This window comes from Luteimonas sp. A482, from assembly GCF_054072655.1.
This window is the reverse complement of the sequence record NZ_JBSVRO010000001.1, coordinates 1100437-1114279: the sequence shown is the minus strand read 5'-3', so window position 1 is coordinate 1114279 and position 13843 is coordinate 1100437. Positions and strand designations below refer to the sequence as shown.

Sequence of the window (13843 nt, the reverse complement as noted above, 5' to 3'; positions counted from 1 at the left end):
GCCGATGCGACTTCTTCCTTCGCTGCTGACCGCCGCCCTCGCCCTCGGCCTTGCCGCCTGCACGGCCGGAGGCGACGACAGCGCAAGCGCGAATACCGACGCCGATGCCGCTGCCGCCGAGCCGCCCACGGCCGCCAGCTTCGAAACCGTCGGCCAGCTCACCACCTACGACGCGGCCTTCGCCGACGTCGCGGACGCCGATGCGCGTGTCGAGAAGCTGACCGGCGACGAGTTCACCTGGTCCGAAGGTCCGACCTGGGTACGCGATGGTGGCGGCTACCTGCTGTTCAACGACGTGCCCGAGAACCGCATGTACCGCTGGTCGCAGGCCGACGGCCTGTCGGTCTTCCTCGATCCCTCGGGTTACGCCGGCCCGCCGCTCGACACGCTGCGCGAGGGCGGCGCCAACGGCCTGTTCACCGAAGCCGACGGCAGTGTGCTGTTGGCCGATTCCGGCAACCGCCTGATCGCCCGCTTCAATGCATCCGACAAGTCCCGCACGACGCTGGCCGAGAGCTTTGAAGGCAAGCGCTTCAACAGCCCCAACGACGTGATCGCGCGCGGCGACGGCACGGTGTTCTTCACCGATCCGCCCTACGGGCTCAAGGACGGCGACGACTCGCCGGCCAAGGAGCAGAAGGTCAACGGCATCTACCGCATCGACGCCGATGGCAGCGTGCACCTGCTGGACGATTCGCTGAATCGCCCCAACGGCATCGCGTTCTCGCCCGATGGCAACACCCTGTACGTGGCCAACTCCGACGACAAGCGCCCGATCTGGATGGCCTATACGCTCGATGCGACGGGCAACGTCGTCGACAAGCGCCAGTTCGCCGATGCCTCCGACCTGGTCGGTGATGATGCGCCGGGCCTGCCCGATGGGCTGGCGGTATCCACGGAGGGACTGGTGTTCGCCACCGGCCCCGGAGGCGTGCTGGTGTTCGCCGCCGACGGCACGCGCCTGGGGCGTATCGAAACAGGTAGTGCCGTTGCCAATGCAGCCTTCGGCGACGACGGCCGCACGCTGTACATGACCTCGCACAAGTTCCTGGCCCGCGTACCGCTGAAGGTGACGGGCCTGGGCTTTCAAGACTGAGGCGTCCCCGCGGCGACGGTGAGCGCATGCGCCACCGTCGCCGGCTCGCCGTCCCCGAGCGCGGCATAGGCCTTGCGCAGCGCATCGGCGAAGCGTGCATCGCCCGCGAGCGGGCCGAATACCGCATCGATCTTCAGGAACGCGGCAACGTCCTCCTCGGCATCGCCCGTGGCGGCGTGGCCGATCTGCGAGAGCTTTGCTTCCATCGGGTCGACCAGCGTCGCGCCCACCTGTGACTGGCGCACGACGAAGCGCAGCCAGCCGGCCACCGGCAGGCACAGCCGGTCGATGCGGCGCCCGGCCGACAGCGCATCGACGATGGTGCCAAGCAGGCGCACCGGGATCTTCTGCGAGCCATCCCAGGCGATCTGCGCAAGCAGATGGCGGATGGCCGGATTGCGGAAGCGCTGCAGGATCGCAGCCACATAGCTGTCCGGATCAAATGCGGCCGGCAGCGACAGCGTCGGCACGATGTCCTCGCGCATCAGCCGCTCGACGAAGCCGGCCAGCGCCGGTTCGCGCATGGCATCGGCCACGGTTTCGAGGCGCATCAGCGAGCCGAGGTAGGCCAGCGCAGAGTGCGGGGCGTTGAGCAGGCGCAGCTTGGCCCGGTCGAAGTCGACGATGTCGGCGCTCATCACCACGCCGGCGTTCTCGAACCGCGGTCGGCCACTGCGAAAATCGTCTTCGACCACCCACTGCGTGTACGCCTCGCGCTGCACGGGCCAGGCGTCGTCCACGCCCAGCGCCGCGGACACGCGTGCCCGCAGCGCGTCGTCGCTGGCGGGGGTGATGCTGTCGACCATCGAGCGCGGAAATGCGACCTCCGACTCGATCCAGGCCGCCAGCCCGCGGTCGATGCGGCGCGCGTAGTCCAGTACCGCGCGGCGCAGGCGCCCGCCGTTGTCGGCAAGGTTGTCACAGCTGAGCACGGTGTACGGCGCCAGCCTGCGCTCGCGGCGTTCGCGCAGGCCCGCCACCAGCCAGCCGATGGCGCTGATCGGCTGCTCGGGCGAGGCCAGGTCGCGGGCGATGTCCGGATGCGCGGCATCGATGCCATCGCGCGACAGGCAGTAGCCCTTCTCGGTGATGGTCAACGTCACCAGCCGCACCTGCGGATCGACCAGCCGCGACATCACCGCCTTGCGCTGCTGCGGCGCGCACAGCACCTCGCGGATCGAGCCGATTACGCGCAGCGACGGCTGCTCGCCGAGCAGCGCCAGCGTGTACAGCCCGTCTTGCGGCTGCAGCGCATCGCGCACGCCCGGGTTGTGCAGCGAGACCGCGCTGATCGCCCAGTCCGGCTCCGCGGCCAGCAGGTCGTCCAGGTACACCGCCTGGTGCGCGCGGTGGAACGCGCCCGGGCCGAAGTGGACCACGCCGATGCACGTGGCCTCACGATCGTAGTCCGGGCGCAGCACCTGCGCCGGCAGCGATGCGAGCGTGGCCGTGGCCAGCCGCGGCAGGCCCGCGCGCGCATCGGCCTGCGTCTGCACACCAGCTGCGGGGTTCACGGCGCTTCCACCTCGAACTGGCTGCCGATGCGCAGGTCCTGGCTGGACGCACCCACTTCCACCGCATAGCGGCCGGGGTCGACCGCGTAGCCGCCGGCGGCCTCGTCGTAGTGGCGCAGGTCGCGCGACGGGATGAAGTCGAAACTCAGCTCGCGCGATTCGCCCGGTGCCAGGTGCACGCGCTGGAAGCCGCGCAGCTCGCGCAGCGCACGCTCGCGCATCGGTGCCAGTGGCCGCAGGTAAAGCTGCACGACCTCGTCGCTGGCGCGCTGTCCGCTGTTGCGCACGGTCACTGTCGCGGTGAGCGTGTCGTCGACGCCGGCGCGGTCGCGGTCCAGCCGCAGGTCGCGGTAGTCGAATGTGGTGTACGACAGCCCGTGGCCGAACGGGTACAGCGGCTTGCCGCCGAAGTAGCGGTAAGTGCGGTTTGCCATGTCGTAGTCGTCGAACGCGGGCAGCTTTTCGTCCGCGCTGTAGAACGTGACCGGCAGGCGCCCGGCCGGGCTGACGTCGCCGAACAGCACGTCGGCCACCGCGTTGCCGCCGCGCTGGCCCGGATACCAGGCCACCATGATCGCCGGCAGGTTGGCCTTGGCCCAGTCCACGCCCAGCGCCGAGCCTGCGGTCAGCACCAGCACCACCGGCTTGCCGGTCGCATGCAGGGCCTCGAGCAACTTCTGCTGGGTGGCGGGCAGGCGGATGTCGGTACGGTCGCCGCCGGTGAAGCCGGGGAAGTCGACCTTCATCTCCTCGCCTTCCACGTCGCCGGTCAGGCCGCCGACGAACACCACGGCATCGGCGCCCTGCGCCGCGGCGATCGCTTCGTCGAAAGCGGGCTTGGCGCCGGGCAGGTCCCAGGCCAGGCGCACGCTCGCGTCGCGCTCGCGCTCGTAGTACTCGAGCCGGATGTCGTAGGCGCGCCCGCCTTCCAGGTCGAGTTCGACGCTTTCCGCGCGCAGGCGTTCGGCGTCTTCCCAGTGGTCGAGCACCAGCTTGCCGTCCAGGTACAGGCGGAAGCCGTCGTTGGCACCGGCTTCCAGGCGATAACGACCGTCCACCGGCGGCAGCAGCTGCCCGCTCCAGCGGATGCTGAAGTTCTCGTTGGGCACGGCGTTGTCGGGACCAGCCTCGCCGCGCGCCATCAGGTTGTCGGTGGGCGAACCGCGGTCCCAGCGGAAACCGATCTGCGCATCGACGCGCGCCAGCACCGGCTCGCCGGACAGGTCGGGGTTGCGGAAGTACTCGCCGCGCAGGCCGCGTTCGTTGGAACCGGCCTCCGGGCGCAGGTACTGCGGCTCGACCAGGGGCGTGGCGGCCGGATCCTCGCGTCCTTCGACAAGGTCGGCACCGCGCGCATACACCACTTCCGTGTTGGGCAGTGCCTCGCGGATGCCGCGCAGCACGGTCACCGGATCGGACGGCGTGCCGTAGTAGTTGCCCAGCAGCGACATGGTGTCATCCGCGGTCGGGCCGATGACGGCGAGGCGACGGATGTCCTTCGACAGCGGCAGCACGCCCTCGTTCTTCAGCAGCACGATCGATTGCTGCGCTGCGCGCCGCGCCAGCGCGTCGTGCGCGGGCGCCTGGTTGACCGAATAAGGCGTCTGCGCCCACGGCACCTGGTCAGCCGGGTCGAACATGCCCAGTTCCATGCGCGTGGTCATCAGCCGGGTCAGCGCATCGTCCAGCGCGGCCTCGCTGATCAGGCCCTTGCGCACCGCCACCGGCAGGTGCTCGGCATAGGTGCTGCCGCAGTTGAGTTCGGTGCCGTTGCGCACCGCCAGCGCTGCCGCTTCCTCGGGCGTGGCGACGATCTTGTGGTTCTGCCAGATATCCACGATCGCCCAGCAGTCGGACATCACGTAGCCCTTGAAACCCCACTGCTCGCGCAGGATGTCGCGCAACAGGAACTTGCTGCCACTGGCCGACTCGCCGTACACGCGGTTGTAGGCACCCATCACCGCCTTGACCTGACCCTCCTTCACCAGCGCCTCGAATGCGGGCAGGTAGGTTTCCCACAGGTCGCGGCGCGAGGGGTGCACGTCGAAGGTGTGGCGGTCGGCCTCGGGGCCGCTGTGCACGGCCAGGTGCTTGGCGGTGGCGTCGAGCTTGCGGTACTTGCCGCCCTGCGATTCGGGCAGCAGTGAGCCATCGGGCGCGACACCCTGCAGCCCGCGCACGAACGAGATGCCCATGCGCGCGGTGAGGTAGGGATCCTCGCCGTAGGTTTCCTGGCCACGGCCCCAGCGCGGATCGCGGAAGATGTTGATGTTGGGCGACCAGAAGGTCAGGCCCTGGTAGCGGCCGTGCTGGCCGTTGCGGAAGAACTCGTGGTGCTTGGCGCGCGCCTCGTCGCTGATGGTCTTCGAGACCTGGTCCATCAGCGACACGTCGAAGCTCGCGGCCATGCCGATCGCCTGCGGAAACACGGTCGCCGCGCCGGCGCGGGCAACGCCGTGCAGGGCCTCGTTCCACCACTCGTACTCGGACAGGCCGAGCCGTTCGATCGCCGGCGAGTCGTTCTGCATCTGCGCGGCTTTTTCCTCCAGCGTCATCCGCGACACCAGCGCCGCGGCGCGTTCCTCGAAGGGCTTCGAGGTGTCCAGCCAGGGCCGATTGCCGTCATCGGCCTGCACGCCGAGCGCCGGCAGCGCGGCCAGCAGCGCGATCGCGCAGCCGCGGACCAGCGTGCGCCGCGCCGGGTTGGCGCGCCTTGCCGGCGCGTGTGTTTCGTGTACTCGCATGTCCCCTACCCTCCCAGGTCGTTTCATTGCGCGGCGCGTTCGTCGCGCGCATGCGGGCCGATGGTCGCGCCGACGAATCCGCCGGCCACGTCGGTGCTCAGGATCGTGCCGTCGGCATCGCGCACCAGCCACTGCACGCCCTTGCCGTCGCCGGCGTCGAAGCCGAAGCCGTAGGTCCCTTCGTTGCCTTCGATGTGCAGGGTGAACAGCTCCGCCGCGTCGGCCGAGTGCGTCGCCACCACCTCGACGTCGCCCTCGCCCGCCTTCTTCTCCAGGAACACCTCCACGCCCTGCTCGCCGTCGCGGCGCACGCCGAGGAAGTACCAGTGCGTCTCACCCTGGAACGCGGCCAGGCCTGCCGCCACGCCCGCTGCGGGCAACTCCATGGCGGTGCTGGCCTCGAACACCTGGTGCTGCTGGCGACGCGCGTAGAACGCGGGATTGACCAGCGTGTCGAGCCGCTCTGCCAGCGGCTGGATCGCGAGCCAGCCCGGACGCGAGCTGCCGTCGTACCACTGCGTCTTGGGCACGCGCGGCGTCATCCAGCCGGTGCCCAGTTCGACCGTGTCGAACTCGTCGCGCCAGGTGAAGTTGCCGGTCATCGGCGCCTGGTCCGCCGGCTTCTTCATGAAAGACGGCCCGGGCAGTACATAGGGAATTTTTTCGCCGTCCGGCAGGATCACCGGCCACCCGTCCTTCCAGGTGACCGGCAGCAGGAAGGCCTCGCGTCCGGTGTTGTAGTGGTCGACGCCGTAGTTGCGGCTGGCCAGGAAGGTCGCCCACCAGCTGCCGTCGGGCCCCTGCACCAGGTCGGCGTGGCCGGCGTTGGTGATCGGCAGCGGCCGATTGGGATCAAGGTCGCGCTGGGTGAGGATCGGGTTGTTTTCGTAAGGCTGGTATGGGCCCCAGACGTCGCGGCTGCGCAGGATGACCTGCGAATGCTGCGGCCCGGTGCCGCCCTCGGCGTTGTTGAGGTAGTACCAGCCGTCGACCTTGTAGATGTGCGGGCCTTCAATCCAGATCGGGTTCTCGTCGGGCTTCACGCCGCCGTCGATCAGCACCTTGCGCGGGCCGAACGGCTTGCCGTTGGCAATGTCGATCTCCTGCAGCCAGATCGCGCGATGGCCGTCGTAGCGCACCGGCACCGCAGGCTCATCGTTGTTGAGGATGTAGACCTTGCCATCGTCGTCGAAGAACAGCGACGGATCGATACCGCCGATGCCCGGCAGCCAGACCGGATCGGACCACGGCCCGGCCGGATCGGTGGCGGTGACGATGAAGTTGCCGCCGGCGTCGACCGAGGTGTTGACCACGTAGAAGGTGCCGTCATGGAACTCGATGGCCGGCGCGAACACGCCGCGCGACACGCCGAGGCCGTCGAAATCCAGCTGCTCCGGCCGATGGATGGCATTGCCGACCTGCTTCCAGTGGACCAGGTCCTCGCTTTCGAACACGGGGATGCCGGGGAAGAAGGTGAAGGTCGAGGCCACCAGGTAGAACTTGCCGTTGGCGGCGACCACGCTCGGGTCGGAATGGAAGCCGGCCAGCACGGGATTGCGGAAGCTGCCCTCGGGCACCGGCGCCTCGAAAGCGGCGTCGCGCCCGGTGTATTCGAACCAGTCGAAATGGACGGGCGCTGGCGCATCGGATCCGTCGACGGCGGCGGCGGCGTGCGCCGCAGGCTCGTTGCCGCAGGCGGCCAGCAGCAGCGCGGCAATGCCGGTGGCGAGGATGCGGTTGGTGTTGCCCAGCCGGGCGCGGCGTGTGTTGCGGATGCTCATCTTCATTCCCCTTTCAAGAACGTGCTTCACCAGTCCCACATCGCGCCATCTTCCAGGCGCGCGATGGGCAACTGCTTGGGCGCATACGGATACTTCGCCGCCAGCTTCTCGTCGATGTCCACGCCGATCCCCGGCGTGTCGCCCACGTGCAGACGGCCGTTGCGCAGCACGTAGTCGTGCGGGAACACCGCGTCGGTCTCTTCGGTATGGAACATGTATTCCTGGATGCCGAAGTTCGGCACCCAGGTATCGAAATGCAGCGCGGCGCCCATGGTCACCGGCGACAGGTCGGTGGCGCCGTGGAAGCCGGTGCGCACCTGGTGCAGGGCAGCGAAATCGGCGATGCGGCGCACATGGGTGATACCGCCGCCGTGGACGATGGTGGTTCGGATGTAGTCGATCAGCTGTTTCTCGATCAGGTGCTTGCAGTCCCAGATCGAGTTGAACACTTCGCCCACGGCCAGTGCGGTGACCGAGTGCTGGCGGATCAGCTCGAAGCCCTTCTGGTTCTCGGCCGGGGTCGCGTCCTCCAGCCAGAACAGGCGGTAGGGTTCCAGCGACTTGGCCAGGCGGGCGGCCTCGATCGGGGTCAGGCGATGGTGCACGTCGTGCAGCAGCTCCACGTCCGGACCATGGTCGGCGCGCAGCTGCTCGAACAGCTTCGGCACCGTGTCGAGGTAGCGCGGCGTACTCCATACCGTCTCCAGCGGCAGCTCGCTCTCGGCCGGCTCGTAGCCCTTGGCGTTGGAGATGCCGTAGGACTTCTTGACGCCGGGCACGCCGCACTGCGCGCGCACCGCCAGGAAGCCCTGCTCGATGAATCCGCCGACCGCATCGGAAGCCTCGGCGATGTCGCGGCCGTTGGCGTGCCCGTAGACCAGCGCACCTTCGCGCGAGCGCCCGCCCAGCAGCTGGTAGACGGGCATGCCCGCCATCTTGCCGAGGATGTCCCACAGCGCCACGTCGACCGCGGCGATGGCGCTCATTGTCACCGGGCCACGCCGCCAGTAGGCGCCGCGGTAGAGGAACTGCCAGAGGTCCTCGATGCGGCCGGCGTCGCGGCCGATCAGGTTCGGCACCACGTGGTCCTGCAGGTAGGACGCGACCGCAAGCTCGCGGCCGTTGAGCGTGGCATCGCCAAGCCCGTACACGCCCGAGCGCGTGGTGATCTTGAGGGTGACGAAGTTGCGCCCCGGGCAGGTGACGATGACCTTGGCATCGACGATCTCGCGGTCGTTCTTCGATCCGTGGGCGGAGGTTTCCGTGGTGTTGGTATTCATCGTGCGTGGTCGTCGTCGATCAAAGGGGATACGGGCAGCTCGAACGGGCCTGCCGGCAGGCCGGCGCCATCGAACAGTGTGCAGACCGGGCTGTCGGCCCAGCAGTAGCGCACGCGCGTAGCCGCATGGGCGGCAGGCGCGTTGAGGGTGACGCGGTTGCTCCGGACCTGCGCCTGCGCGTAGCGGCAGGAGCCGGCATCCGCGCCGCACAGCTCGAAGCCGATCGGACCGTCAGCGCCGTATGCGACCAGGCTGTCGCTCACATCGCCGAACTCGACCACCACCGCCTCGCCATTGCGACGGACCGCCATGGCGACCGGACCGGACGCGGGCAGCGTTTCGCCGTACACCACGTGGCGCGCGGCGCGCGCGAAGCGGCGCCCGAGTTCCTGCTTGTTGGTCGGATGGATGTCGTAGCGGTCGCCGATGTCGATCGCCACCACCAGGCCGGTGCCGGCGTCTTCGGCTGCGACCGCACGCTGTGCCTCGCGCATCGCGGCCCAGTCGCTTTCGGTCGGACTGGTCGGCGCCGCGCCGTAGTTGGCGAGCTGCGCCACCAGCAGCGGCAGCCCTTCGCCGAAGCGCGCGCGCCAGTCGCTGCGCAATGCGCGCAGGAGTTCAGCGTAGTCAGCGTGCTCGAAGGTGTTGGACTCGCCCTGGTACCACAGCGCGCCGCGCAGGCCGTAGCGACCGATCGGCGCGATCATGCCGTTGTACAGCGTCGACAGTCCCGCCGCGCTCTGCCAGGGCGCACGCGGGGGCGTGCCCGCTTCCTCCGGGACGATCCGGTACTGCCAGCCGCCCTCCAGCGCCACGCTGCTGCCGTCGGCCAGGCGCAGCGAATGGGCGCTGGCCGGGCCGGCCAGCCCGCCATCGCGATAGGTGTCGAGGACGTTCACCACGATGGTGTTGTCGCCCGCGCGCAGCAGGCCCGGCGGCAGCGCGTACTCGCGGCCCGCGCCGGCGCCGTAGGTGCTGCCGACGCCGCGACCGTTGACCCAGGTCATGTCGATCTCGTCGGCCGGACCCAGCAACAGCACGGCATCCTGCGCCGCCTGCTCCGCAGTCAGCTGCACGTCCGTGCGGTACCAGACCATGCCGTTGAACTCGGCCAGCTCCGCCACGCCCCAACGCTCCCAGGCGCCAAGCTGCGCCGGCGCGGCACGCCAGTCGCCGGCGGCACCGCCCTCCCAGGGACGATCGCCCTCGCCATTTGCCGGCTGCTGCGCCCACCAGCGCTGCCACAGCGCGCCCCACTCGCCCACCGCCGCGACCGGATCGTCGGCGTAGCGCTTGAGCACGTCGAGCTCGCCGTCATAGGTTCCCAGCGTGCGCAAGGCTTCACCGCTGGTCCAGGCCTGGATGCGCGAGCCGCCCCACGAGGCGTCGATCAGTCCCATCGGCACGTCGACCGTCTTCTGCAGTTCGCGCGCGAAGAAGTAGCAGGCCGCGGAGAACTCGCGCACCGATTCCGGATTCACCGGCTCCCAGCGCACGTCTTCGGAAAAGGTCGGTTGCGGCGTCACGTCCGAGACCTGCGGCACCGTCAGCAGGCGGATGCGGTCGTTGCCGGCGCCGGCGATCTCCGCGCGCGCGTCGAGCGCGCGCCAGACCTGCAGCTCCATGTTCGACTGGCCCGAACACAGCCAGACATCGCCGACCAGCACGTCCGACACGCGCTGGCTGCGGCCGCCCGCGGCGACCTCCAGCACGTGCGGCCCGCCGGCCTTCAATGCGGGCAGCTGCGCCTCCCAGCGGCCGTCGGCATCGGCGCGCGCGGATGTGCGCTTGCCGCCCAGCGATACGCGCACCTGCGCGCCCGGATCGGCCTGCCCCCAGACCTGCAGCGGCCGGTCGCGTTGCACCACCGCGTGGTCCTGGAACATCGCGTGCAGCAGCGGTGTCCCGCCCTCTGCCGCAGCCACCGGCGCAAGCAGGCACGCCGACAGCAACAGGCCCAGCGCCGCGCCACGCCCGGCGCAATGCAATGCCCGGCTCATTGCGTGTCTCCCGGTGCATGCGGGAATTCAAGCGCCCTGTAGTACTCCAGCGACTGCGCCGGCGGCGCCTCGCCCTCGGCCAGCGGCAGGCCGGAGAAGGTCTTGAAATAGGCGATGCTGGCATCGCGCCACCACTGCGCTTCGTCGCGCTGGATGGCGAGGAAACGATCCACCTGATGGTGGCGCTCGGCGTCGACATGCGGCTGCAGGCCGGCCCACGTTGCCTGCATGCGCTCTACCTCTGCCACGCCGCGCGAGTAGCGATGCACCAGCTCGTCCCACAGCGTGCGCCCGGAGGCGACGCGGCTGTCCCAGGGACGGTGGTGGAACCACAGCAGGAAATCCTCGGGCACGCGCGCCGGATCGTTGAACAGCGCGGCCACCGGCGGCGCGTACTGCGAGACCGCGTTGCTGCCGCTCGTGGTGCGGTCGAAGCCAATGCCGTCCTTCGTCGCGCGATGGAAATACACCGAGGTCCAGTCCGCGCGCGGGCCGCCCTCGACCCAGGGTGCGGGCCCGTAGTGGTGGCCGCGGCCCATCAGGTGGTGCAGGCCCAGCGGCGTCATGTAGTCCACCACTGCCTGGTGCGAGGCCATCATCATTTCGACCACAGGCTCGACGACGGCGCTGTCGGCGGAGAACGTCATCCGCACCCAGTCCTGCGCGATCCCGCGCGCAGCGGCGTCCGGATTCCAGGCCATGCGCCCGTACACGTACCAGTTGGCCTGGTCGAAGTGCGAGCCGCTCCAGTTGCGGTCGCTGCCGATGTTGGCCACGCCGGCGATGCCGCTGAGCGCGTGCCCTTCGAGCGAGCCGTCGACCACCTTGGCCACGGTGGAGCCCTCGCCCCTGGCATGCGTGTCGGCGCGCAGCACTTCCTCGTACATCGGCCCCAGGTACACCAGGTGGGTGGCGAAGCCCAGGTACTCCTTGGTGATCTGGAACTCCATCATCAGCGGCGTCTTGGGCATTGCGCCGAACAGCGGATGGAAGGGCTCGCGCGGCTGGAAGTCGATCGCGCCGTTCTTGACCTGCACCAGCACGTTGTCGCGGAACTCGCCGTCATGCGGCACGAACTCGGTGTAGGCCTGCTTGTGCCGGTCGTCCGGCTCTTCGTCGGAGTAGACGAAGGCGCGCCACATCACCACGCCGCCATGCGGCGCAACCGCGTCGGCCAGCATGTTGGCGCCGTCGGCGTGCGTGCGGCCGAAGTCCTGCGGGCCCGGCTGTCCTTCCGAGTTCGCCTTGACCAGGAAGCCACCGAAGTCCGGGATCTTCGCGTAGATCTCGTCGGCCTTCGCGCGCCACCAGCGCTGCACCGCTGGGTCCTTGGGGTCGGCGGTCTTGAGGCCGCCAAGTTCCATCGGTGCGCTGAAGCGCGCGCTCAGGTACACGCGGATGCCGTAGGGACGCATCACGCCGGCCAGCGCCGCGACCTTTTCGAGGTACAGCGGTGTCAGGATCTGCGCATTGGCATTGACGTTGTTGAGCACCGTGCCGTTGATGCCGATCGAGGCATTGGCGCGGGCGTAGTCGGTGTAGCGGGGGTCGAGCCAGCCCGGCAGACGATGCCAGTCCCAGATCGACTGGCCCGAATAGCCGCGCTCGACGTGCCGGCTGAGGTCGTCCCAGTGGTTGAGCACGCGCAGCTTGACCTTCGGCGACTCGCGCAGGTCGAGCGCGTCGACCGGCTGTCCGGTCTGCAGCAGGCGCAGCAGGTGGAAGGCGCCATACAGCGCGCCGGCATCGGTATTGGCCGCGACCACGGTTGCAGCGTTGCCGTCCATGCGCGTGCTGCGGATCAGGTAGCCCTCGTCGCCAAGGTCGTCGAGCGCAAGCTGCAGGCTTGCGATCCGCGGCAGCGAGGCCGGCGTGCCGACCAGCAGCGCACCCGCGCGGCCGGCCGCCTCACCCTGCGCCGGCGCCTGGCCGAGCAGGCCCTGCAGTCCGCGCAGCAGTTCGTCGCGCGTGGCGCGCTGCACCGGCGTGGACGCAGGCGCCACCAGTTGCGCGAACCGCGCGCGGTATTCGCCGGCAGCAACGGATTCAATCGGCCGGTAGCGCAGCCACAGGTCGTAGCCGTCCTCGGCCTGCGCCACAAACGGCAGGCACGACAGCACGGCCAGCAGGCAGCCCAGCGTGGCCAGGATCGCGCCGCGGGCGCGTCCGGGCCTGTCCTGCGCGGACATTGCGCCGGGATGTCGTGGACGCCTGTCGATGTGTACCATTCGTTCAGCCCTCAGTTGGTCAATGATGTACGCGCTCCGGCGGCGACCGCCGGTTTGCGCCGTGGGTCGCGTGCGCGCCAGCGCAGCACGCCGCCGCGGCGCGGCAAGGGGACAGGAATTGCAGAATCAGCCCAAGAAGGCCGCGCGCCGCAAGGGACTGGCGGTCACGCTCGACGAGGTCGCGGCACTTGCCAAGGTGTCGCCGATGACGGTCTCGCGCGTGGTCAACGGCCACGGCAAGGTGCGCGAAAGCACCCGCGAACGGGTGCTGCGGGCGGTGCACGAACTGGGCTACTCGCCCAACCTCGCCGCCAGCGCACTGGCCACCGCGCAGGACACGCGGGTGGCGATGATCTACACCAATCCCAGCAACGCCTACCTGCGCGAGCTGCTCGCCGGCGCGCTGCGCGGCGCGACGCGCACGGCCGCCCAGCTGGTCATCGACACCTGGGAGAACATCGGCGTCAACGCCCAGCGCCAGGCCGCGCGCACGCTGGCCAAGCGCGTGGCCGGCGTGATCCTGCCGCCGCCGCTGTGCGAATCCAAATCCCTGGTGGCGGAGTTTGTCGAAGCCGAGGTGCCGGTCGTGGCGATCGCCTCGGGCCGCTTCCACCACGACATCTCCTGCGTGCGCATCGACGACTTCCGCGCCAGCAAGGAAATCACCCTGCACCTGATCGCCGCCGGGCACCGCCACATCGGCTACATCCGGGGCAATCCGAACCAGACCGCGAGCACCCGACGCTACGAGGGCTTCCAGTCGGCGCTGGCCGAATCGGGCATCGAACTCGACGAGAGCGTGGTCGAGTCGGGCTTCTTCACCTACCGCTCCGGGCTCGATGCGACCGAGAAGCTGCTGGCGCACGCCAACCCGCCCACCGCGATCTGCGCAGCCAACGACGACATGGCCGCCGCCGCGGTGTCGGTCGCGCACCGTCGCGGGCTGGACGTGCCGCGCGACCTGTCCATCGTCGGCTTCGACGACACCTCGGCCGCGACCACGGTCTGGCCCGAGCTGACCACCATTCGCCAGCCAATCTCGGCGATGGCCGACTCGGCTGTCGACATCCTGCTGCGCAACATCCGCCGCAAGGACAAGAGCACGCGCACGGTGGTCGACCACGTCGTGCCGCACGAACTGATCGAACGCGATTCGGTCGCGCCACCGGCACGCTGACGCCCCAGCCCTCTTGCGGGCCG

8 protein-coding genes are annotated in these 13843 nt (G+C 69.5%); 2 read left to right on the top strand and 6 right to left on the bottom strand.

Annotated elements, in window-relative coordinates:
* Positions 1-4: 4 nt before the first annotated feature.
* The gene (locus ACW5DW_RS04965; protein WP_457017649.1) at positions 5-1096 is read left to right on the top strand and encodes an SMP-30/gluconolactonase/LRE family protein; all 1092 of its coding nucleotides are present in this window, start codon (positions 5-7) and stop codon (positions 1094-1096) included.
* Here the strand turns inward: ACW5DW_RS04965 and ACW5DW_RS04960 are convergent.
* From ACW5DW_RS04960 to ACW5DW_RS04935, 6 genes are read right to left on the bottom strand one after another with little or no spacing between them, the layout of a single operon-like run.
* On the bottom strand, positions 1087-2610 hold the full coding sequence (locus ACW5DW_RS04960; RefSeq protein WP_457017648.1) for a mannitol dehydrogenase family protein: 1524 nt from the start codon (positions 2608-2610) through the stop codon (positions 1087-1089). The two genes, ACW5DW_RS04965 and ACW5DW_RS04960, sit on opposite strands and share 10 nt — an antisense overlap.
* Positions 2607-5354, bottom strand: a complete 2748-nt coding sequence (locus ACW5DW_RS04955) for a glycoside hydrolase family 3 C-terminal domain-containing protein (RefSeq protein WP_457017647.1) — start codon at positions 5352-5354, stop codon at positions 2607-2609. Before ACW5DW_RS04955 ends, ACW5DW_RS04960 begins: the two co-directional genes overlap by 4 nt.
* Positions 5355-5377: 23 nt before the next feature.
* Positions 5378-7135 (bottom strand): glycoside hydrolase family 43 protein, encoded by a 1758-nt coding sequence (locus tag ACW5DW_RS04950; protein ID WP_457017646.1) that lies wholly within the window; start codon positions 7133-7135, stop codon positions 5378-5380.
* Between the two features lie 26 nt (positions 7136-7161).
* Positions 7162-8415, bottom strand: coding sequence for a D-mannonate dehydratase ManD (manD, locus tag ACW5DW_RS04945; RefSeq protein WP_457017645.1), 1254 nt, complete (start codon positions 8413-8415; stop codon positions 7162-7164).
* On the bottom strand, positions 8412-10415 hold the full coding sequence (locus ACW5DW_RS04940; RefSeq protein WP_457017644.1) for a sialate O-acetylesterase: 2004 nt from the start codon (positions 10413-10415) through the stop codon (positions 8412-8414). Before ACW5DW_RS04940 ends, manD begins: the two co-directional genes overlap by 4 nt.
* Positions 10412-12604 carry an alpha-glucuronidase family glycosyl hydrolase gene (locus tag ACW5DW_RS04935; RefSeq protein WP_457017643.1) on the bottom strand — a complete coding sequence of 731 codons (2193 nt, stop codon included), beginning with the start codon at positions 12602-12604 and terminating at the stop codon, positions 10412-10414. Before ACW5DW_RS04935 ends, ACW5DW_RS04940 begins: the two co-directional genes overlap by 4 nt.
* 28 nt (positions 12605-12632) lie before the next feature.
* Here ACW5DW_RS04935 and ACW5DW_RS04930 point away from each other — a divergent pair, with 28 nt between their 5' ends.
* Positions 12633-13820, top strand: coding sequence for a LacI family DNA-binding transcriptional regulator (locus tag ACW5DW_RS04930; protein WP_457017642.1), 1188 nt, complete (start codon positions 12633-12635; stop codon positions 13818-13820).
* Positions 13821-13843: the final 23 nt, after the last annotated feature.